Annotated in this window: 19 protein-coding genes and 1 riboswitch; of the genes, 12 read left to right on the top strand and 7 right to left on the bottom strand. The window is 69.6% G+C overall.

Annotation, left to right across the window (positions count from 1 at the left end):
- Positions 1-3: 3 nt before the first annotated feature.
- Genes trpS through V6S02_RS02720 form a run of 3 tightly spaced genes read left to right on the top strand, consistent with a single transcriptional unit; the run spans position 4 to position 2545 of the window.
- Positions 4-1008, top strand: a complete 1005-nt coding sequence (trpS, locus tag V6S02_RS02730) for a tryptophan--tRNA ligase (RefSeq protein ID WP_336399784.1) — start codon at positions 4-6, stop codon at positions 1006-1008.
- A 43-nt stretch (positions 1009-1051) separates the two neighbouring features.
- Positions 1052-1621, top strand: coding sequence for a GNAT family N-acetyltransferase (locus tag V6S02_RS02725; protein ID WP_336399783.1), 570 nt, complete (start codon positions 1052-1054; stop codon positions 1619-1621).
- Between the two features lie 33 nt (positions 1622-1654).
- Positions 1655-2545, top strand: coding sequence for an Fpg/Nei family DNA glycosylase (locus V6S02_RS02720; protein ID WP_336399782.1), 891 nt, complete (start codon positions 1655-1657; stop codon positions 2543-2545).
- 61 nt (positions 2546-2606) lie between these two features.
- Here V6S02_RS02720 and glpK read toward each other — a convergent pair whose 3' ends face one another.
- The 3 genes from glpK to V6S02_RS02705 form a co-directional block, all read right to left on the bottom strand.
- Positions 2607-4121 (bottom strand): glycerol kinase GlpK, encoded by a 1515-nt coding sequence (gene glpK / locus V6S02_RS02715; RefSeq protein WP_124292678.1) that lies wholly within the window; start codon positions 4119-4121, stop codon positions 2607-2609.
- A 72-nt stretch (positions 4122-4193) separates the two neighbouring features.
- Complete coding sequence (locus V6S02_RS02710; protein WP_160141370.1) at positions 4194-4952, bottom strand: MIP/aquaporin family protein; 759 nt, start codon at positions 4950-4952, stop codon at positions 4194-4196.
- Between the two features lie 113 nt (positions 4953-5065).
- A complete protein-coding gene (locus V6S02_RS02705; RefSeq protein WP_124292677.1) occupies positions 5066-6799 on the bottom strand; it encodes a glycerol-3-phosphate dehydrogenase/oxidase in 1734 nt (577 codons plus the stop codon).
- A gap of 115 nt (positions 6800-6914) precedes the next feature.
- Between V6S02_RS02705 and V6S02_RS02700 the strand changes: the two genes are divergently transcribed.
- The 7 genes from V6S02_RS02700 to V6S02_RS02670 all read left to right on the top strand — a co-directional run bounded on the left by V6S02_RS02700 (position 6915) and on the right by V6S02_RS02670 (position 13593).
- Positions 6915-7934 (top strand): sugar-binding transcriptional regulator, encoded by a 1020-nt coding sequence (locus V6S02_RS02700; RefSeq protein ID WP_336399781.1) that lies wholly within the window; start codon positions 6915-6917, stop codon positions 7932-7934.
- 37 nt (positions 7935-7971) lie between these two features.
- Positions 7972-8131: riboswitch (FMN riboswitch) on the top strand.
- Between the two features lie 69 nt (positions 8132-8200).
- The gene (gene ribD, locus V6S02_RS02695) at positions 8201-9247 is read left to right on the top strand and encodes a bifunctional diaminohydroxyphosphoribosylaminopyrimidine deaminase/5-amino-6-(5-phosphoribosylamino)uracil reductase RibD (RefSeq protein ID WP_336399780.1); all 1047 of its coding nucleotides are present in this window, start codon (positions 8201-8203) and stop codon (positions 9245-9247) included.
- Entirely contained in the window at positions 9247-9891 is a 645-nt protein-coding gene (locus V6S02_RS02690) for a riboflavin synthase (protein ID WP_336399779.1), read from the top strand. The genes ribD and V6S02_RS02690 overlap by 1 nt, the downstream gene beginning before the upstream one ends.
- On the top strand, positions 9888-11162 hold the full coding sequence (ribA, locus tag V6S02_RS02685) for a GTP cyclohydrolase II (RefSeq protein ID WP_336399778.1): 1275 nt from the start codon (positions 9888-9890) through the stop codon (positions 11160-11162). The genes V6S02_RS02690 and ribA overlap by 4 nt, the downstream gene beginning before the upstream one ends.
- Positions 11159-11635, top strand: coding sequence for a 6,7-dimethyl-8-ribityllumazine synthase (gene ribH, locus V6S02_RS02680; protein WP_336399777.1), 477 nt, complete (start codon positions 11159-11161; stop codon positions 11633-11635). Before ribA ends, ribH begins: the two co-directional genes overlap by 4 nt.
- A gap of 115 nt (positions 11636-11750) precedes the next feature.
- Positions 11751-12101, top strand: coding sequence for a Fe-S protein (locus V6S02_RS02675; protein ID WP_336399776.1), 351 nt, complete (start codon positions 11751-11753; stop codon positions 12099-12101).
- A 4-nt stretch (positions 12102-12105) separates the two neighbouring features.
- Positions 12106-13593 (top strand): MFS transporter, encoded by a 1488-nt coding sequence (locus V6S02_RS02670; RefSeq protein WP_336399775.1) that lies wholly within the window; start codon positions 12106-12108, stop codon positions 13591-13593.
- A gap of 3 nt (positions 13594-13596) precedes the next feature.
- Here V6S02_RS02670 and V6S02_RS02665 read toward each other — a convergent pair whose 3' ends face one another.
- The 4 genes from V6S02_RS02665 to V6S02_RS02650 all read right to left on the bottom strand — a co-directional run bounded on the left by V6S02_RS02665 (position 13597) and on the right by V6S02_RS02650 (position 16985).
- A complete protein-coding gene (locus V6S02_RS02665) occupies positions 13597-14226 on the bottom strand; it encodes a LysE family translocator (protein ID WP_248241339.1) in 630 nt (209 codons plus the stop codon).
- 70 nt (positions 14227-14296) lie between these two features.
- On the bottom strand, positions 14297-15124 hold the full coding sequence (locus V6S02_RS02660) for an ABC transporter permease (protein ID WP_336399774.1): 828 nt from the start codon (positions 15122-15124) through the stop codon (positions 14297-14299).
- Positions 15121-16017, bottom strand: coding sequence for an ABC transporter permease (locus tag V6S02_RS02655; protein ID WP_442927913.1), 897 nt, complete (start codon positions 16015-16017; stop codon positions 15121-15123). The genes V6S02_RS02660 and V6S02_RS02655 overlap by 4 nt, the downstream gene beginning before the upstream one ends.
- Before the next feature lie 26 nt (positions 16018-16043).
- Positions 16044-16985, bottom strand: coding sequence for an ABC transporter ATP-binding protein (locus V6S02_RS02650; protein ID WP_336399773.1), 942 nt, complete (start codon positions 16983-16985; stop codon positions 16044-16046).
- A 686-nt stretch (positions 16986-17671) separates the two neighbouring features.
- Between V6S02_RS02650 and V6S02_RS02645 the strand changes: the two genes are divergently transcribed.
- Both V6S02_RS02645 and V6S02_RS02640 read left to right on the top strand, forming a co-directional pair.
- The gene (locus V6S02_RS02645) at positions 17672-17887 is read left to right on the top strand and encodes an AsnC family protein (protein ID WP_442927889.1); all 216 of its coding nucleotides are present in this window, start codon (positions 17672-17674) and stop codon (positions 17885-17887) included.
- Positions 17888-17910: 23 nt separating this feature from the next.
- Positions 17911-19857, top strand: a complete 1947-nt coding sequence (locus tag V6S02_RS02640) for an ABC transporter ATP-binding protein (protein ID WP_336399772.1) — start codon at positions 17911-17913, stop codon at positions 19855-19857.
- Positions 19858-19861 lie beyond the last annotated feature (4 nt).

Raw genomic sequence — 19861 nt, 5'->3', positions numbered from 1 at the left:
CGAGTGAAGAAAGCGCGTCTCTACTCCGGCATGCAGCCCTCGGCCGACTCCCTCCAGATCGGCAATTACATCGGGGCGCTCATGCAGTGGCGAGACCTGCAGGAGACCTACGACGCGTTCTTCTCCGTGGTCGATCTGCACGCGCTGACGCAGCCGAACGACCCGGCCGAGCTTCGCGAGAAGACCCGTCGAACCGCAGCCCAATACATCGCCGCCGGCATCGAGCCGTCGAAGTCGACCCTGTACGTGCAGTCGCACGTGCCGGCGCACGCCGAGCTCGCCTGGATCCTGTCGACCATCACCGGGTTCGGTGAGGCCGGGCGCATGACCCAGTTCAAGGACAAGTCGCAGCGGTACGGGTCGGACGCGACATCCGTCGGCCTTTTCACCTATCCGGTGCTCATGGCCGCCGACATCCTGCTCTACCAGACCGACATCGTGCCGGTCGGCGACGACCAGAAGCAGCACGTCGAGCTCACACGCGATCTCGCCGAGCGTTTCAACGGCCGTTACAGCGAGGTCTTCCGCGTGCCGATGCCGGTCATCCAGCAGGAGACCGCCCGGATCTACGACCTGCAGAACCCGCTGGCGAAGATGTCGAAGTCGGCCGAGTCGGAGGCGGGCGTGCTGTGGCTGCTGGACGACCCGGCGGTCAGCGCGAAGAAGATCATGCGTGCCGTCACCGACAGTGAGGGTGCGGTGCGCTACGACCGTGAGAACAAGCCCGGAGTGTCCAACCTGCTGGTGATCTACGCCGCCCTCACCGGGCGCCAGATCGCCTCGATCGAGGACGAGTACGCCGGCCGCGGGTACGGCGACTTCAAGAAGGGCCTCGCCGAGGTCGTCGTCGCCGAGTTCGAGCCCGTGCGCGCCCGCGCGATGGAGCTGCTTAGCGACCCGGCCGAGCTCGACCGGGTGCTGGCGGTCAACGCCGCGCGCGCGGCGGAGGTCGCCGACGACACGCTGGCCAAGGTGTACGACAGCGTCGGGCTGCTGCGCCGCGCCTGAGGCCGCTGCGAGGCGGACCCGCGCGAGGTCGTAGGGTGGCGACATGCAGCCCGCCATCCTCCGCACCCGCCGACTGGTGCTGTCGCTGCCGACCAGGGCCGATACCGACGCCGTGTATCACGCGTGTCAGGACCCCGACATCCAGCGGTTCACCACCGTGCCCCGGCCGTACGTGCGCGAGCACGCCGAGAAGTTCATCGACCTCGTGCCCAAGCAGTGGGCGGAGGGCGTCTCGACGAACTGGGCGATCCGTCACGACGGTGCCCTGGCGGGCATGATCGGCATGCACCGGCTGGGCGCGACCGAAGGATGCGGTGAGATCGGGTTCTGGATGGCTGCGCCCTTCCGCGGCAAGGGCCTGCTGGCTGAGGCTGCGACGGCCGTGCTCGACTTCGCCTTCGCCCCGCAGGGGCTCGATCTCGTGCGGGTGGAATGGCGAGCGGTCGCCGGCAACGTCGGTTCGGCGTCCGCGGCCCGCGCCGTCGGGTTCCGTTACGAGGGGCTGCTCCGCCAGGCGCTCGTCGGGCCCGGCGGACGCGACGACGGCTGGGTCGCCGGCATCCTCCGCACCGACGACCGCTCTCCCGTCCCCTGGCCGGTGCTGCGCCCCTGACCTCAGGCCGTCCTCGCGTGCCAGGATGAGGGGATGCCGGAGATGCCCGAGGTGCAGGGACTGGTCGATTTCCTCCGCGGCCGCCTGATCGATCACACCGTCACCCGCGCCACCGTCGCGAACATCGCCGCGCTGAAGACGTACGACCCGCCCATCACCGCTCTGGTCGGCGCCACCGTGACCGGCGTCGAACGCCACGGCAAGTTCATCGACATCGCCACCGCCGCCACGGGCGAAGACAGCGGCACCGCGACGGCCCCCCACCTCGTCTTCCACCTCGCCAAAGCCGGCTGGCTGCGGTGGTACGACGCCCTCCCGTCGACGGTGATCCGCCCCGGGAAGACCCCCATCGCCCTCCGTGTCGGCTTCGACGACGGCTCGGGCTTCGACCTCACCGAGGCCGGGACGAAAAAGTCGCTCGCCGTCTCGGTCGTCCGCGACCCTGATGAGGTTCCCGGCGTCGCGCGGCTCGGACCCGATCCGCTCGACCCCGCCTTCGACCGCGACGCCTTCGCAGCGCTCCTCGCCGGACGTCGCACCCAGATCAAGGGGGTGCTGCGCGACCAGTCGATCATCGCGGGTGTCGGCAACGCCTACTCCGACGAGATCCTGCACGCCGCGAAGATGTCGCCGTACGCCCTCGCCGCCGGCCTCGACGACGTCGAGATCGACCGGCTGTACCAGGCGATGACCGACACCCTCGCGGAGGCGTTGGCCGCGGCATCCGGAAAGCCACCCGCCGACCTGAAGGATGCCAAGCGTCGGGGGATGCGGGTGCACGGTCGCCGCGGGGAGGCATGCCCGGTCTGTGGTGACGAGGTGCGCAGCGTGTTCTTCGCCGACAACTCGTTGGAATACTGCCCCACGTGTCAGACGGGCGGGAAGATCCTCGCCGACCGGCGGCTCTCCCGGCTTCTCAAATGACGCCGGCGGGAAAGAAGACGGGGAGGCCGCCGCAGCGACCTCCCCGTTGTTCACACGCGCATCACGACACGTCTTCGTCGACCCAGTCGAAGGTCTTGGTGACGGCCTTCTTCCAGTTGCGCAGCAGACGGTCGCGCTCGGCGTCATCCATCTTCGGCTCCCAGCGGCGGTCCTCCTGCCAGTTCTTGGACAGGTCGTCCAGGCCCGACCAGAACCCGACGGCCAGCCCCGCCGCATAGGCGGCACCGAGGGCCGTGGTCTCGGCGACCACCGGGCGGACGACGGGCACGCCGAGGATGTCGGCCTGGAACTGCATCAGCAGGTCGTTGGCGATCATGCCGCCGTCGACCTTCAGCTCCGTCAGCGGCACCCCCGAGTCGGCGTTGACCGCATCGATCACCTCGCGGGTCTGGAAGGCCGTGGCCTCCAGCGCCGCGCGGGCGATGTGCCCCTTGTTGACGTACCGGGTCAGACCCACCAGCGCACCGCGGGCGTCGGGACGCCAGTACGGCGCGAACAGACCGGAGAACGCGGGGACGAAGTACGCCCCGCCGTTGTCCTCGACGCTCGCCGCGAGGGTCTCGACCTCCGGCGCAGAGGAGATGATGCCGAGGTTGTCACGCAGCCACTGCACGAGCGATCCGGTGACGGCGATCGAACCCTCCAGGGCGTAGTGGGCCGGCTCGTCGCCGAGCTTGTAGCCGAGGGTGGTTAGCAGACCGTTCTGCGAGTGGACGATCTCGGTGTCGGTGTTGAAGATGATGAAGTTGCCCGTGCCGTAGGTGTTCTTCGCCTCCCCCTGCTCGAACGCCGCCTGACCGAAGGTCGCGGCCTGCTGGTCGCCGAGGATGCCGGCGATCGGGGTCTCGCGCAGCAGGCTCGAGCTCTCGGCGTGACCGTAGACCTCGGACGAGCTGCGGATCTCGGGCATCATCGACAGCGGCACCCCGAACGTGTCGAGGATGTCCTCCCGCCACGTCAGCGTCTCGAGGTCCATGAACATCGTCCGCGAGGCGTTCGTCACATCGGTGGCGTGCACACCGCCGTCGACGCCGCCGGTGAGATTCCACAGCACCCAGGTGTCGGTCGTGCCGAAGAGGAGGTCGCCACGCTCGGCGCGCTCGCGCGCACCCTCGACGTTGTCGAGGATCCAGACGATCTTCGTCCCCGAGAAGTAGGTCGCCAGCGGCAGACCGACGACCGACTTGAACCGCTCGGTGCCGCCGTCGGCGGCGAGCTTGTCGACGATGCCCTGCGTGCGGGTGTCCTGCCAGACGATGGCGTTGTAGACGGGCTCACCGGTGTTCTTGTCCCAGACCACGGCGGTCTCGCGCTGGTTGGTGATGCCGATCGCCGCGATGTCGTGACGCGTGAGGTCGGCCTTCGACAGCGCCTGACCGATCACCTCACGGGTGTTCCGCCAGATCTCCATGGGGTCGTGCTCGACCCACCCGGCCCTCGGGAAGATCTGCTCGTGCTCGAGCTGACCGCTCTGGATGATGTTGCCGGACTTGTCGAAGATGATCGACCGGGTGGACGTGGTGCCCTGGTCGATCGCGAGGATGTAGTCGGCCATGCGTGATACTCCTTTGTCTCGTTGAAGATGGTTCGTCGTGCGGAGGGGCTGTGGTGCCCGGGATGCCGGGACTCAGCCCAGGATCGGCATGAGCGGGATCGCGGCGAAACCGGCCAGGACACCACCGATGATCGGTCCGACGATCGGCACCCACGCGTAGCTCCAGTCGCTGCCGCCCTTGTTCTTGATCGGCAGGATCGCGTGGGCGATGCGGGGGCCGAGGTCACGCGCAGGGTTGATCGCGTAACCGGTGGGACCACCGAGCGAGGCGCCGATGCCGACGACGAGCAGGGCGACGGGAAGGGCGCCGAGGGCTGCCAGACCCGAGGGATCGCCGTTTCGGCCGAAGCCGATGACGACGAAGACCAGCACGAAGGTGCCGATGATCTCGGTGACGAGGTTCCAGCCGTAGGTGCGGATGGCGGGGCCGGTGGAGAAGACGCCGAGCTTGGTCGCCGCGTCCTCCTCGGCGTCGAAGTGCTTCTTGTAGGCCGCCCAGGCCAGCACGGCACCGATGAAGGCACCGATCATCTGCGCCCCGATGTACACGAGGATCGAGAGGGGGCCGACCGGCACGCCCTGACCGAACTCCGTCGCGCCGTTGGCGACGAGACCCAGCGTCACGGCGGGGTTCAGGTGCGCCCCCGACACGTAGGCGACGGTCACACCGGCGAAGACCGCCAGGCCCCAGCCGAAGTTCACCAGCAGGAAGCCGCCGGCGAAGCCCTTGGTCTTCGTCAGGGCGACGTTGGCGACGACGCCACAACCCAGGAGGGTCAGCAGCATCGTGCCGATCACCTCCGAGATGAAGACGATACCCAGATTGTCCACATTGACCTTCTTTCGTCGTGCGGCCCCAATGCCGCGTCAGGGATGGTCGCCGACAAGCGCGCCCCCCGGCGACCGGGGCGACATGACCGGCGCCGGAGCGTCGGTCATGACGATCACGAGAGTACGGCGTCCTGCGTCAGATCGACACCATGCCGCTCCGCAAGCAGGCGGGCGCTGGCGGCGACTTCTTCGCCACGCCGCTCGGCGTCCCAGCCGAGCGTGTCGCCGACGACCTCGGCGAGTTCCTGCAGGACCGGCATGGTGACCGATCCCACGAACGCCACGCTCGTGCGTCGCAGCAGCACGTCGATGAGGTGCACGACGTACTCCGTGCGCGTGAGGTAGGCGATCTCACCGGTGCTGTAGTCGGGCAGGGTCCGCAGCGGCCGGTCGTCTTCGGGCAGGGCCTCGATGAGCGCGGCGGCGCGAGTGCCGTAGCGCTCGAGGAGCTGGTCGGTGCGTGCGGCGTCGAGGTGACCCCGGTGACTCTCGACCCAGGTCGCGCGGGCGCGCTGGGTACGGGGGTACCCTTCAGCGCCGCCGATCATGAGGCCGGCGGTGCTGCGCACCCGACGGCGTCCGAGGATGCCCAGTACGCGGTCGGAGAGCTGCTCGCCGAGGGCGCGGAACGTCGTCCACTTGCCGCCGACGAGGCTCAGCACCGTGGTCTGCGGGCGACCCGAGGCCGTGGCCTGCTCGACGCGGTAGTCGCGCGAGACGAAGCCGGGCTGGGTGTCGTCGTGGCGCGGAAGGGGGCGGACGCCGGCGAAACGGTAGACGATCTCGGAGCGGTCGACGGGAATGTCGGGGAAGACGTGCGAGACGAGGTCGAAGAAGTAGTCGACCTCTTCCTCGGTGCACACCGCGGGGGTCCGCATGTCGTGGTCGATGTCGGTGGTGCCGACCATCACTCGACCCTTGAGTGGGTAGATGAGGACGATGCGCCCGTCTTCATGCTCGAAGAAGATCTCGCGTCCCCCGGTGGCCTCACGCAGCGCCGGGTTGTCGAGCACGATATGCGACCCCTTGGTGCCGCCCATGTACGCGGTGTCGCGACCGAGCGACTCGTTGGTGAGGTCGGTCCAGGGTCCGGAGGCGTTGACGACGACGTCGGAGGTGAGCTCGAACTCCTCGCCCGTCACTTCGTCGCGCACCCGCAGACCGGATGCCGACATCCCGACCGCCGACAGATAGTTCGCCGCTCGCGCGTGGGGACCGGCGGCCAGGCCGTCGTAGAGGACGTCGAGCGCGAGACGCTCGGGGTCGTGCATGCTGGCGTCGAAGTAGGTGGCGGTGTACTTCACATCGGTGTTCAGCGACGGAAGCTCGGAGAGCGAACGCTTGCGGCCGTAGAACCGGTGCCGGGGCACCGCACCGCCGTCGCGCGAGAAGAAGTCGTAGATCGTCAGCCCGACCTTGATCAGCAGGGCACCCCGCTCGGAGGGCTTGCCCTGCTTGTGGGTGAGGAAGCGCAAGGGGGCGGAGAACAGACCCGAGAAGGTGGAGAAGATCGGCACCGTCGTGGGCAGCGGGCGCACGTAGTGCGGTGCGGTCTTGATGAGGGCGTTGCGCTCGACGACCGACTCGCGCACGAGGCGGAACTCGCCGTTCTCGAGGTAGCGGATGCCGCCGTGGATCATGTGCGACGACGCGCTCGAGGCTCCCGAGACGAAGTCGTCACGCTCGACGAGGATCACCTTCACGCCCTGCAGCGCCAGATCTCGGAAGGTCGCGATGCCGTTGATGCCGCCGCCGACGATGACGACGTCGGCGGTCGGGTCCGCGGCGATGGCGCGAACGTCAGCGCGCTGCGACGCGGGCTCTGATGTGGCGGGCTGGCTGCTCATCGGGACTCCTCTCACGGTGCCCCTTGCGCGACACCGCATCATCTGGATGAATACATCCTGAACCCGCTCGAACGTCAGTGCAATCATCTTGCACATATGTGCAAAGGAGAGGATGATGCCGAAGTCGGCCGACATCTCGGAGACCGTCCTCCCCGAGCGGACGCGCGACGCTCTGCGTGCCGCGCAGCTGTACTACATGCAGGACCTCACGATGGATGCCATCGCCCGCGAGCTGCGCACCTCACGGTCATCCGTGTCGCGGCTGCTCAGTCAGGCGCGCGAGACCGGCCTGGTCGAGATCGTCATCCACTCCCCCCTCGAGGGCCCGTCCCGCCTCGCCGCCGACATCCGCGATCGGTTCGGGGTGACAGCCCACATCGTGCCGGTGCCCGACCGTGCGAGCGACGTCGAGCGCCTCGACCGCGTCGCCCTGTCCGCCGCGCGGACCCTCGCGAGCTGGGTCGATTCCAACCAGAGCGTCGGAATCGCGTGGGGCTCCACGATCGGCGCGGTCAGCCGCCACCTGCCGCGGCGCGTGACCCACAACACCGAGGTGGTGCAGCTCAACGGCGCCGGCAACATGCGCACGACGGGCATCATGTACGCCAGCGAGCTGCTGAGCCGGTTCGGCGACGCGTTCGGGGCGCAGGTCCACCAGTTCCCCGTGCCGGCCTTCTTCGACGACCCGGCGACCAAGCGGGCGTTCTGGCGCGAGCGCTCGATCCGGCGGGTGCTCGAGATGCAGGCCAGCCTCGACCTCGCGGTCTTCGGCGTCGGCTCGCCCTTCGCCGAGGTGCCGAGCCACGTCTATCAGGGCGGCTATCTCGACGCCGAGGACTACCGGGCCCTCAGCCGCGAGCACGTCGTGGGCGACGTCGCGACGGTGTTCTACCGCGCGGACGGTTCGAGTGACGGCATCCCCCTGAACGAACGTGCGACGGGACCGGACTTCACGGTTCTGCGCCGCGCGCCCCGGCGCGTCGGCATCGTCGCCGGTCGCGCGAAAGTGCCGAGCCTTCGCGGCGCCCTGCGCGCCGGGCTGATCACCGACGTCATCCTCGACGAGTCCACCGCGCGCGACCTCGCCGCGACGCCGGTCGACGCCGGCCACGCGCGCCCGCATGCGCGGGAATGAATCCGCGGAGAGTGCGTTGACTACACTCGAGAGCAGCAACGTGCTCCGGGGTCGGTGAGAATCCGAACCGGCGGTCAGAGTCCGCGAGCGACGGCGTCGCATCCGAAAGGGTGTCGCCCGACCTGATCCGGTGGAATTCCGGAACCGACGGTGATGCGAGGGAAGGTCCTCGCGAGTCCGGATGGGAGAAGCACGTCAGGCGCCTGCGCCTGTCCTTCCCGTGCCCCGGTGCCCGTAAGGGTCGATGGGATGACGAGGGAAGACGGATGACGGTGCGAGACGTCGAGCGTGACGCGATGCGTCGCGCTCTCGCGCTGGCGCTGAACGGCCCCGCGGGGGTCAACCCGCAGGTGGGAGCGGTCATCCTCGCACCCGACGGCCGCATCCTGGCCGAGGGGTGGCATCGCGGCGCAGGCACTCCCCATGCCGAGGTCGATGCGCTGTCCCACCTCTCCCCCGGCGAGGCGGAGGGCGCCACGGCCGTGGTGACCCTCGAGCCGTGCAATCACACCGGACGCACCGGGCCGTGCAGCCAGGCGCTGTTGGCCGCCGGGATCTCGCGCGTCCTCTACGCCGTCGACGATCCCGGCGTCGTCTCCGCCGGCGGCGCCGACACGCTGCGCGCGGCAGGCGTGGAGGTCGAAGCCGATGTGCTCGGCGACGAGGGCCGCGCGCTCCTCTCGGCCTGGCTGACCGTGCAGCGCCTCGGCCGCCCGCACGTCACCGTGAAGTGGGCGCAGTCCCTCGACGGCCGCGCCGCGGCATCCGACGGCACCAGCCAGTGGATCACCGGCCCGGCCGCGCGGGAAGACGTCCACCGGCGCCGGGCGATGGCCGATGCGATCGTCGTCGGGACCGGCACCGTGCTCGCGGATGACCCGTCGTTGACGGCGCGCGATGCCGACGGCGCGCTTCTCGCCCACCAGCCGCGCCCCGTGGTGATCGGCGAGCGGCAGACCCCGTCCGGCGCGGCCGTCCGGCGGCATCCTCGGGAACCCTTGTTCTTCTCCTCCCGCGACCTCACCCGGGTCCTGGATGACCTCCGCCGCGAGGGCGTGCAGCGCGTGTTCATCGAGGGCGGTCCGACTCTCGCCTCGGCGTTCGTGCGCGCGGGACTGGTGGACGAGGTGCTCGCCTACATCGCACCCGCCCTGCTCGGCGGTCCGCGTCTGGCGCTCGACGACATCGGCGTCGAGACGATCGGCGATGCCGTGCGCCTCACCCTCTCCTCCGTCGAGCGTCTCGGCGAAGACATCCTGCTCGTCGCGCGCCCCGCGACGGCCCCCTCCCCCGCGAATGTGAAGGACAGCTGATGTTCACCGGAATCATCGAAGAGATCGGCGCCGTCACCGCCGTCGCCCCGTCCGGCGACGGGCTGAGACTGACGGTGCGCGCCCCCAAAGCGGTGTCGGACGCCGGCCACGGCGACTCGATCGCCGTCAGCGGCGTGTGCCTCACCGTCGTCGACCGCGGCGAGGACTGGTTCACCGCCGATGTGATGCGTCAGACCCTCGACATGTCGACCCTCGCCGGCGTCGCCGCCGGGCGCGCCGTGAACCTCGAGCGCGCGACCGCCGCTCACGGACGCCTCGGCGGCCACATCGTGCAGGGTCACATCGACGGCACCGGCACCGTCGTCGAGGTGCGCCCGGGCGCCGAATGGCGGGTCGTGCGCATCGCCCTCCCCGCGCACCTCGCTCCTCTCGTCGTCGACAAGGGCTCGATCGCGGTCGACGGGGTCTCGCTCACCGTCAGCGCCGTGAGCACGCCCGAGGCGGCCGAGCCGTGGTTCGAGGTGTCGCTCATCCCCGAGACGCTCGAAGCCACCACCCTCGGCACCCGCGCGGCCGGCGATGCCGTCAACCTCGAGACCGACATTCTGGCGCGGCACGTGCAGCGCCTGCTCGCATTCCCTCCGACGGCGCCCGCCGTCCCGAAAGAAGGAGGCTCCCGATGAGCCTTTCCCCCCTCTCCGACGCCCTCGACGCCCTGCGCGCGGGCAAGCCCGTCATCGTCGTCGACGATGAGAACCGCGAGAACGAGGGCGACATCATCCTGTCGGCGCAGCTGGCGACCCCCGAATGGGTCGCCTGGACGGTGCGCTGGTCGAGCGGCTTCGTCTGCGCGCCGATGCCCGCCGACTGGGCCGATCGGCTCGACCTCCCGCCGATGGTCGAGGTGAACGAGGACGCCCGCGGCACCGCCTACACCGTGAGTGTCGACGCCGCCGACCGGGTGTCCACCGGCATCAGCGCGAGCGACCGGGCGCACACCCTGAACGTGCTCGCCGACGTCGAGTCGACACCGAGCTCGGTCATCCGCCCCGGACACATCCTGCCGCTGCGCGCGGTCGACGGGGGCGTGCGCGAGCGCGCCGGGCACACCGAGGCCGCCGTGGAGCTGATGAAGCTCGCCGGCCTCCCGCCGGTCGGCGCGATCGCCGAGGTCGTCGCCGAGGACGGATCCATGATGCGGATGCCGGGGCTCGTCGACCTCGCCGCCCGCGACGGTATCCCGCTCATCACCATCGAGCAGCTCATCGCCCACCTCGACGAGGTCGACCCCGTCGACGTCTCGGCGCACGCTACCCAGCGGCGCCGCGTGAGCCTGCGCGCCGAGGCGAAGGTCCCGACCTCGCACGGCGAGTTCCGCTTCCGCGCCTACAAGGACCGGGTCACCGGCACCGACCACCTCGCGGTCATCTCGGGCGAGCTCACCGATGCCGCTCCGCTCGTGCGGGTGCACTCGGAGTGCCTCACCGGCGAGGCCTTCGGCTCGCTGAAGTGCGAGTGCGGTCCGCAGCTGGATGCGGCGCTGGACGCCATCGAACGGGACGGCGGCGTGGTCATCTACATGCGTGGCCACGAGGGGCGCGGAATCGGGCTCATCAACAAGCTCCGCGCGTACAGCCTGCAGGAACGAGGACTCGACACCGTCGACGCGAATCTCGCCCTCGGCCTGCCCGCCGATGCCCGCGACTACGCCGCCGCCGCGGGGATCCTCGCCGACCTCGGCATCGAGAAGGTGCGGCTGCTGACCAACAACACCGACAAGGTCGCGCAGCTGCGCGGGTTCGGTCTGGACATCGTCGAGCAGGTGCCGCTTCTCGTCGGCATCGGCCCGAACAACCACCAGTACCTGGCCACGAAGCGTGACCGCATGGGGCACATCATCGACGAGGGCGATCTGGCCGATGCCATCGCCCACATGAAGGAGGGGGTCGCGTGAGCGGCAAGGGAGCACCGATCGCGGTCGACGAGATCGACGGCGCCGGCCTGCAGATCGTGGTCGTCGCCGGCACGTGGCACGCGACCATCAGCGACGGCTTGATCGCCGGTGCCGAGCGCGTGCTCGACGCCTCCGGCGCCGATCACCGCCTGGTGCGCGTGCCGGGATCGTTCGAGCTGCCGGTCGCCGCGAAAGCGGCGCTCGAGGCCGGAGCAGACGCCGTGGTCGCCCTCGGCGTGATCATCCGCGGTGGCACCCCGCACTTCGAGTACGTCTCGGCCGCCGCGACCGACGGTCTCACGCGGGTAGCGCTGGACACGGGCAAGCCCGTCGGATTCGGCGTGCTCACCCTCGACGATGAGCAGCAGGGCCTCGACCGTGCCGGCCTGGAGGGATCGAAGGAGGACAAGGGGGCCGAGGCAGCCGACGCGGCCCTGCGCACCGCGCTCGTCCTCCGCGCCCTGCGCGGCTGATCCCCCTTCCCCTCCCGTTCCCCGCGAGAGCGGGGGGGGGAGACGGAGCGAAGCGGGGGACGGTTGAGGCGCGCCTTCCTGGCGAGGCGCCGGTGCGCACCCTACCCTCTGAGCTATGGAATTCCTGCGCCACCTCGTCGTGCTCGTCCACCTCGTCGGATTCGCCGTGATCTTCGGCGCCTGGGTCGTCGAGGCCGTCTCGCGCCGCCGCCAGGCGACCTCCCTGATGAACTGGGGACTGCTCATCGCCGGCGTGGCAGGCCTGATCCTGGCAGCTCCCTGGCCGGCGGGCATCGAGCTGAACTACGCCAAGATCGGCGTGAAGCTCGTGATCCTCCTCGCGATCGGCGCGGTGATCGGCATCGCCCGCGCCCGCCAGCGGAAGACGGATGCCACGCCGCCGGCCCTCTTCTGGGCGATCGGCGTCCTGACCTTCGCCAACGCCGCCATCGCGGTGCTGTGGTGAGGCGATGACCCAGGCCACCGACTCCGCCGCCGCTTCCTCGCCCGCCGCCCCGGCCAACCCCCGCTCGCGCGTCATCACGGCGAGCCTGGTCGGCACGACGATCGAGTTCTACGACTTCTACGTCTACGCCACTGCGTCGGTGCTGGTCTTCCCGCTGCTCTTCTTCCCCACGGGCAACGACACCACCTCGCTCCTGGCCTCGTTCGGCGTCTTCGGCGCCGCAATGGTCGCCCGGCCGCTTGGTGCGGTCATCTTCGGCCACTTCGGCGACCGCTTCGGGCGCAAGGCCACGCTCGTGGCATCCCTTCTCACCATGGGCATCGCGACCTTCCTCATCGGGTGCCTCCCGACCTTCAACGACATCGGCCTGTGGGCGGCGCTCCTGCTGCTGATCCTGCGTCTCGCGCAGGGGTTCGCTCTCGGCGGCGAGTGGTCGGGGGCTGCCCTCGTGGCGACGGAGAACGCGCCCGCCGGCAAGCGCGCCTGGTACGGCACGTTCCCCCAGCTCGGAGCCCCGCTCGGCTTCATCATCGCCAACTCGGTGTTCCTGACGATCTACTTCCTCCTCCCCCACCCCGAGGATCCGGCGCTGCGCTCCGACGCCTTCCTCGCGTGGGGGTGGCGCGTGCCGTTCCTCTTCTCGGCCGTCATGGTGATCATCGGCCTGTGGGTGCGTCTGCGGCTGGTGGAGTCCGACACGTTCGTGAAGGCCGAGCAGAAGGGCGTCATCCGCCGCTTCCCCGTGGGCACGGTGCTTCGCCGCTACTGGCGGCAGGCGATCCTCGGCACGTTCATCATGCTGGCGACCTACGTGCTGTTCTACCTGATGACGCAGTTCACGCTGTCGTACGGGACGAAGCCCGCCGACCTGGAGTCCGCGAGCGCGGCGGCGCGGGCGGCCGCGGAATCCGCCGGCCGCGCCTTCGACGAGGCCGCCTTCGCCGCGCAGTTCTATCCGGGGCTCGGCTTCGGGTACACCGACTTCGTCATCATGCAGATCATCGGCGTGGTCTTCTTCGGCATCTTCACCCTGCTGTCGGGTCCGATCGCCGACGCGATCGGACGGCGGACCCTGCTGATGTGGGTCACCGGCCTCATCGTGGTGTTCGGGCTGTCGTTCTCGATCTTCCTGTTGCCCTCGGCAGACCCGAAGTTCACCGGCGCGCTGACCCAGGCGTTCCTCATCTTCGGCTTCATGCTCATGGGGTGGAGTTTCGGGCCCATGGGCGCGGTCCTTCCGGAACTCTTCCCGACGAACGTGCGCTACTCGGGCTCGGCGATCGCGTACAATGTCTCGTCGATCCTGGGTGCCGCCGTGGCGCCGATCATCGCCGTGGCCCTGTGGCAGCTCGGCGACGGGAATCCCTGGCTCGTGGGGCTCTACCTCTCGGCGATGGGCGTGCTCACCTTCATCGCCCTGGCGCTTGCGCCTGAGACGAAGGACGTCGACTACGACGCCGACCTCGGGGTCGGTGCCACCGGATCGCTCTGAGACTCAGGCGGAAGCCCGTCGGGATGTCGCCAGCCACGCAGCGAGCCCGAGCAGCACCGCACCCGAGACCCGCTCGAGCCACACCGCGCCCCGTCGCTTGAGGAGGCGCACGGCACCGGACCCCAGCACGGCGTAGCCGAGCATGATAGCGAAGTCGAGCGCGCAGAACACCACGCCGATGAGCAGATACTGCGGCAGCGGCGGTGCGGCGGGGTCGATGAACTGCGGCAGGAGCGCGCCGACGAAGAGGTATCCCTTGGGGTTCGTCACCGCGACAAGGAAGCTGCGGAGGAACAGCGCGCGGCGCGAGCCGCGCGGGTCGGCTGCCGGATCGCCGTGGAGGAGCGCGCCGCGGGACAGCAGCATCCGGATCCCGAGGAAAGCGAGATACGCCACCCCCACCCACTTCACGACGGTGAACGCCAGCTCGCTCGCAAGGAGCAGGGCCCCGAGGCCGATGCCGACCGCGACGACGAGGACGACATCGGATGCCACGGCACCGAGCATCCCGGCGGTGGCGCGCTTGACGCCGTACCGGGAGCCGTTCGCGAGGGCGAGCAGGACGGTCGGCCCGGGGATCGCGATGGCGACCACCGCGGCGAGGGAGAAGGCGAGGAGGGTGGCGAGGTCCACAGGCGTCCCTTCCGTGACAGCACGGTGCTGGGGTGCAACAGTGGCGCCGAGTGTAGTGCGGCGCCCGTTCTCAGTCGAGGAAGAGGGCGCGCAGGCGCTTCGTGGTGAAGATCAGGCCGACCGCGATCATCACGACGAAGTAGAGCACGTGCCAGAGCATGCCCCAGCTGAGATCGCCGAGGGTGAGACCGCGGATGAGCTCGACGCCGTGCCAGAGCGGGAGGGCCTGGATGACGGGGACGAGCCAGTCGGGGTAGACGCTCAGCGGATAGAACGTCGCCGAGAACAGGAACATCGGCAGCATGACGAAGTTGATCCAGTCCATGTGCTGGAACGCCTTCATGTAGCTTGTGATCGCCATTCCGAGGCTTGCGAACCCGAACGCGATGAGAAGGACCGCGGGGATGGCGAGAATAGCCGTCCAGGCGAGGTTCAGCCCCGCGAACTGCATGATCACCATGAACCCGCTGGCGTAGACGAGTCCGCGTAGCAGCGCGTAGAGGATCTCTCCCAGCGCCACGTCGAGCGGGCCGAGCGAGGTCGCCAGCATCCCCTCGTAGAGCTTGCCGTAGTTGAGCTTGAAGAAGACGTTCCAGGTCGAGTCGTAGACGGCGCCGTTCATGGCCGACACCGCCAGGAGTGCGGGGGCGATGAAGGCGGCGTAGGACACCTCCAGGCCCGAGGCGGTCGTGACGTCGCCGATGAGCGCGCCCAGTCCGACCCCCATCGAGAGGAGGTAGAAGACCGGCTCGAAGAACCCCGAGAGCACGACGATCCAATTCGACGAGCGCGCCGCGATGAGCCCGCGCTGCACGACGGCCTGCGGGTTGCCGGCCCAGAGCGACCGGACTCCCCCGGCGCGGGCGCGGGGCTCTGCAGCGATGGCGGTGGCGGTCATTTCGCGAGCCTCCGCACGAAGATCCGGCGCGCGAGGAACGCGGCGCCGACGGTGAGGGCGACGAGGTACAGGATGTGCACCCCGATCATCAGGAGGCTCTCGGGCCGGCCGTAGGTGACGAGTCGCCCGAGCTCGGTGGCGTGCCAGAGCGGCGAGATCCAGCCGATCACCTGCAGCCAGCCGAGCGTGGACAGCGGGTAGAACGTGCCGGAGAAGAGGAACATCGGCATGAAGATGAAGCGCTGCACGAGAGCGAACTGCCCTTTGTCGTCTTCGATCGATCCGGCGTAGGCCATGATCGGCACCCCGAAGGCGAGCCCCGCCAGGATCGAGATGAAGATCGAGATCCAGCCCGTCTCGGGGTTCGGGATCGCCTGGAAGAGCACGAGGAAGACGTAGTAGGCCGCTCCCACCACGACCATGCGGGCGGTGGCGCCGAGGATCACACCGTGGGCGATCTGCGGCGAGGACAGCGCCGACGCGTTGAAGCCGTAGAAGTAGCGTCGCCACTTGAACCCCGCCATCACCGGGTAGGTGAACTCCTCGCTCGCGACGGCGATGGTCGCGGTCATGAGGAGGGCGGGCGCCACGAACACGACGTAATCGACGGTGACGCCGCCGTCAGAGACCGGCGCGTCGATCAGCGCCGCCAGACCCAGGCCGAGGCCCAGGAGATACACGATCGGTTGACCGAGGGCACCGACGACGATGGTCCAGCCGTAGGCGCGCATCGCGCGCACCATGTGCTCGGTGACGTACCACGAGCCGTAAGCGCGGGGCTTGCGTCCCCACGCCATCGCTTCGGCGCGCAGCTCGTCGAGGCTCGGCTGGGCGACCTTCGCGGTCGCCTGGGCGGCGCTTCTCGGGCCGGCGCTGTTCGGGTCGGCGCTCATCGCATCGGCGCTGCTCGGGTCGACGCTCATTCGATCAGCGACCTTCCGGTCAGGCGCAGGAAGACGTCTTCGAGGCTGGAGCGACGCACGAGCGAGGTGACGGGCTCGAAGCCGAGCTGCGTGACGCGCTCGAGTGCCCGCTCGCCGTTGTCGGTGTAGATAAGGATGCGATCCGGGAGCACCTCGACACTGTCGCCGAGGCCCTGCAGCTGCGGTGCGACCTGCTCGTTGCGGTCGGAGCCGAAGCGCACCTCGAGCACCTCACGACTGGAGTGCTCGCGGATGAGCGATGCCGGCGTCCCCTCGGCCATGATGCGGCCCTTGTCGACGACGATCAGACGGTCGCAGAGCTGCTCGGCCTCATCCATGTAGTGGGTCGTGAGCACCAGCGTGGTGCCGCGCTCCTTCAGCCGGAACAGGCGATCCCACAGCACGTGCCGGGCCTGGGGATCAAGGCCCGTGGTCGGTTCGTCGAGGAGGAGGATGCGCGGGTCGTTGATGAGGCCGCGCGCGATGGTGAGGCGGCGCTTCATCCCACCCGACAGCTGCTCGACCTTGTTCTTGGCCTTGTCTTCGAGCTGCGCGAACGCCAGCAGCTCGTCGGCCTTCTCGTGGCACACCTTGCTCGGCAGACCGAAGTAGCGACCGTAGATGTAGAGATTCTCGCGGGCGTTGAGCTCGGCGTCGAGGTTGTCCTGCTGCGGCACGACACCCAGGCGGGAGCGGATCTCGGGGCCGTACCGGTCGGGGTCGAGCCCCAAGATGCTCAGCTCTCCGCGCGTGCGCGTCGACACCGCGCCGATCATCTTCATGGTGGTCGATTTGCCGGCGCCGTTGGGCCCGAGGAGCCCGAAGGACTCGCCCGGCGCGACCTCGAACGACAGCCCGTCGACGGCGACGAAGTCGGGCTTCCCCTTCGACGAATACGTCTTCACGAGGTTCTCGGCGCGGATCACGGGCTCAGGCACCGGACCACCCTACCCGCGACCTCCGACACGGTGGACGGCGGCTGACCGGCCGCCCCCGCGGCATCCGTTCTCTTGCTTTCCCGCCGCCCCGCGCATCCATCGCCTGTCTCTTTCTCCGCTTCGTTCGCCGCCCTCTTCCTCCGTCCCCCGCTTCGTTCGTCGCATATGCACGCCACGGCGCCCTCCGGCGTACATCTGCGACGAACGGAGTCGCGTGGGGGTGGCCCGGGTCGGCTCGGGTGCGATGGCTGGCGGGTGAGCGTCGAACCCGCCCTATCCGACTCGTCCGTCGCAAACGCACGCCTATCCCGCCCGAACGTGTACATCTGCGACGAACGAGGCAGGGGACGGTGACCTGGGGGGGCGAGCCGGTGGTAATAGCGGCGGTCGGCTCACGTCCCCCGGGGCCGCTGGCACGCGTTTGTTCGTCGCATATGTACGCCTAACCCCCTCGATCGCGTACATCTGCGACGAACGAAGAGGGAGAGGGAGCCGGACGTGGGTGGGCGGCGGGAGTCGGGGCGGACGCGAGCGCGGGCGCGGGCGCCGGCGCGCGGGCGCGGGGGCGGGCGCGGGGGCGGACGCGAGCACGGGCGCGGACGCGCGTCAACCTCGGTTGACAGAGCGCAGAACGTCACCTACGGTTGACGACGGATGCCGCGCCGCGGCCGAGAGGGAGAGAGACCGTGTCCAGCGACGACCTGCGCACCCTGATCGGGTCCGCGCCCGATTCGGAGCCGATCGCCGAACTGCGACGACTCGCAGGGGTCCGCGTCGAGCTGTCGCGGGCCGAGGAGGTGCAGGTACGCCGCGCGCGCACGCTCGGATACTCCTGGCAGGCCATCGCCGGGGCACTCGGTGTGAGCAAACAGGCAGCTCACAAGAAGTACGGTCGTAGCTGAGCCCTAGCCCTCGGAGCATCCCCATGTCTGACACCACCCGCCCGTCCCGTCGCCGCGGCCGTCGCGCAGCCTCCCAGGAGGGCCCCCGCGCGAGCCTGAAGCAGCTGATCCCCTTCCTCCTCGAGCACAAGGGCGTGCTCGTGGTGGTGGCGGTCCTCAGCATCATCGGGGCGATCGCCACGCTCGGCCAGCCCGTGCTCGTCGGCCAGGTGATCGAGCGCGTGCAGGCGGGCGAGACCCTCGGCCTGCTGGTGTGGGGCATCGTCGCCCTCGTCGTCGCCGCGTCGCTGATCGGCGGATACCAGCATTACCTGCTGCAGCGCACCGGAACCGCGGTGGTGTACTCCAGCCGCCGGAAGCTCATCTCGCGCATCCTCCACCTGCCGATCAGCGAGTTCGACTCCCGCCGCACCGGCGATCTGGTGTCGCGCGTCGGCACCGACACCACCCTCCTCTACGCCGTCCTCACCCAGGGCCTCGCCGACGCCGTGGGCAACTCGCTCATCTTCGTCGGCGCCATCATCGGCATGGCCATCATCGATCCGGTGCTGCTCGGGGCGATCGTTCTGGTCCTGGGTGTGTCGGTGGTGGGCGTGGTCCTTCTCAGCGGCCGGATCCGCCGGGCCACCCAGGTGCAGCAGGAGAAGGTGGGCGAGCTGGCTTCGGGGGTGGAGCGCGCCATCGGGTCGATCCGCACCGTCCGCGCGGCCGGGGCGACCGAGCGCGAGACCGCGGCGATCAGCGCGATGGCCACCGACGTCTACCACGTCGGGGTCCGCATCGCGAAGGTGTCGGCGCTCGTCGTTCCCGTCGCCGGCATCGCCCTGCAGGTCTCGCTGCTGGTCGTCCTCGGCTTCGGGGGCTTCCGCGTCGCATCCGGAGCGATCGAGATCGCGAGCCTGGTGACCTTCGTCATCTTCCTCTTCCTCCTCATCGGGCCCCTCGGCACGTTCTTCGGCGCGATCACGTCGGTGAACCAGGCACTGGGTGCCCTCGGCCGCATCCAGGAAGTGCTCGATCTCCCGACCGAGGACGCCGACGACGCCCGCACCGCCGCGGCCGTGCCCGCCGCCCCGGCGGTCGATACGACCGCGCCGGCCGCCATCGAATTCGTCGACGTGCGGTTCTCATATCCCGAGAACGTCATCGCCGCGCGGCGCACGGCCGAGAAGGAGGCCAAGGCGCTGCTCGAATCGGCCCATGTCGACACCACGACGATCGACGTGGTGCGCCGGGACGATGGATCGGATGCGGGGGCATCACCGCCCTCACAGGAGGCGACGCCCGACGGCGAGGTGCTGCGGGGCGTCTCGTTCCGCGTCCCGCGCGGAGCGCGCGTGGCCCTCGTCGGCCCGTCGGGCGCCGGAAAGAGCACGACGCTCGCCCTCATCGAGCGGTTCTACGATCCCACCGGAGGCGCGATCCTCCTCGACGGCGCGGACGTCCGCACGATCGACCGGGCGGCGCTGCGCTCACAGCTCGGCTACGTCGAGCAGGATGCTCCGACCCTCGCCGGCACGATCGCCGAGAACCTGCGACTGGCGGCGCCGGAGGCCTCGGACGCCGAATGCGAGCGGGTGCTCCGCGCGGTCAACCTCGGCGAGGTGCTGGAGCGCAGCCCCCTCGGTCTGGAGGCACCGGTCGGCGAGAGTGGCGTGATGCTCTCGGGGGGTGAGCGTCAGCGCCTCGCGATCGCGCGGGCGCTGCTGGCGGCGCCGCCCATCCTGCTGCTGGACGAATCGACCTCGTCGCTCGACGGCCTGAACGAGCAGCGGATGCGCGACGCGATCGACGCCGTGGCGGCCGGACGCACGCTGATCGTCATTGCGCACCGGCTGTCGACGGTGGTCGACAGCGACCTCATCGTGGTTCTCGACCACGGCCGCGTGGTCGGCCAGGGCACACACGGGGAGCTGGTGGAGACGACGCCGCTGTACCGCGACCTCGCCCGCCACCAGCTCCTGGTGTGACGCG

Source organism: Microbacterium sp. CCNWLW134, assembly GCF_037083565.1.
Lineage (GTDB): Bacteria > Actinomycetota > Actinomycetes > Actinomycetales > Microbacteriaceae > Microbacterium.
Note: the sequence above shows the minus strand (reverse complement) of the source record. Positions and strands in the feature narration are given on the sequence as shown.

Excerpts from the sequence above, each read along its gene's own strand:
- V6S02_RS02725 (WP_336399783.1), top strand. The coding sequence starts at position 1,052 with ATGCAGCCCGCCATCCTCCGCACCCGCCGACTGGTGCTGTCGCTGCCG.
- V6S02_RS02720 (WP_336399782.1), top strand. The coding sequence starts at position 1,655 with ATGCCGGAGATGCCCGAGGTGCAGGGACTGGTCGATTTCCTCCGCGGC.
- glpK (WP_124292678.1), bottom strand. The coding sequence starts at position 4,121 with ATGGCCGACTACATCCTCGCGATCGACCAGGGCACCACGTCCACCCGG.
- V6S02_RS02705 (WP_124292677.1), bottom strand. The coding sequence starts at position 6,799 with ATGAGCAGCCAGCCCGCCACATCAGAGCCCGCGTCGCAGCGCGCTGAC.
- V6S02_RS02700 (WP_336399781.1), top strand. The coding sequence starts at position 6,915 with ATGCCGAAGTCGGCCGACATCTCGGAGACCGTCCTCCCCGAGCGGACG.
- ribD (WP_336399780.1), top strand. The coding sequence starts at position 8,201 with ATGACGGTGCGAGACGTCGAGCGTGACGCGATGCGTCGCGCTCTCGCG.
- V6S02_RS02690 (WP_336399779.1), top strand. The coding sequence starts at position 9,247 with ATGTTCACCGGAATCATCGAAGAGATCGGCGCCGTCACCGCCGTCGCC.
- ribA (WP_336399778.1), top strand. The coding sequence starts at position 9,888 with ATGAGCCTTTCCCCCCTCTCCGACGCCCTCGACGCCCTGCGCGCGGGC.
- V6S02_RS02675 (WP_336399776.1), top strand. The coding sequence starts at position 11,751 with ATGGAATTCCTGCGCCACCTCGTCGTGCTCGTCCACCTCGTCGGATTC.
- V6S02_RS02670 (WP_336399775.1), top strand. The coding sequence starts at position 12,106 with ATGACCCAGGCCACCGACTCCGCCGCCGCTTCCTCGCCCGCCGCCCCG.
- V6S02_RS02660 (WP_336399774.1), bottom strand. The coding sequence starts at position 15,124 with ATGACCGCCACCGCCATCGCTGCAGAGCCCCGCGCCCGCGCCGGGGGA.
- V6S02_RS02655 (WP_442927913.1), bottom strand. The coding sequence starts at position 16,017 with ATGAGCGCCGACCCGAACAGCGCCGGCCCGAGAAGCGCCGCCCAGGCG.
- V6S02_RS02640 (WP_336399772.1), top strand. The coding sequence starts at position 17,911 with ATGTCTGACACCACCCGCCCGTCCCGTCGCCGCGGCCGTCGCGCAGCC.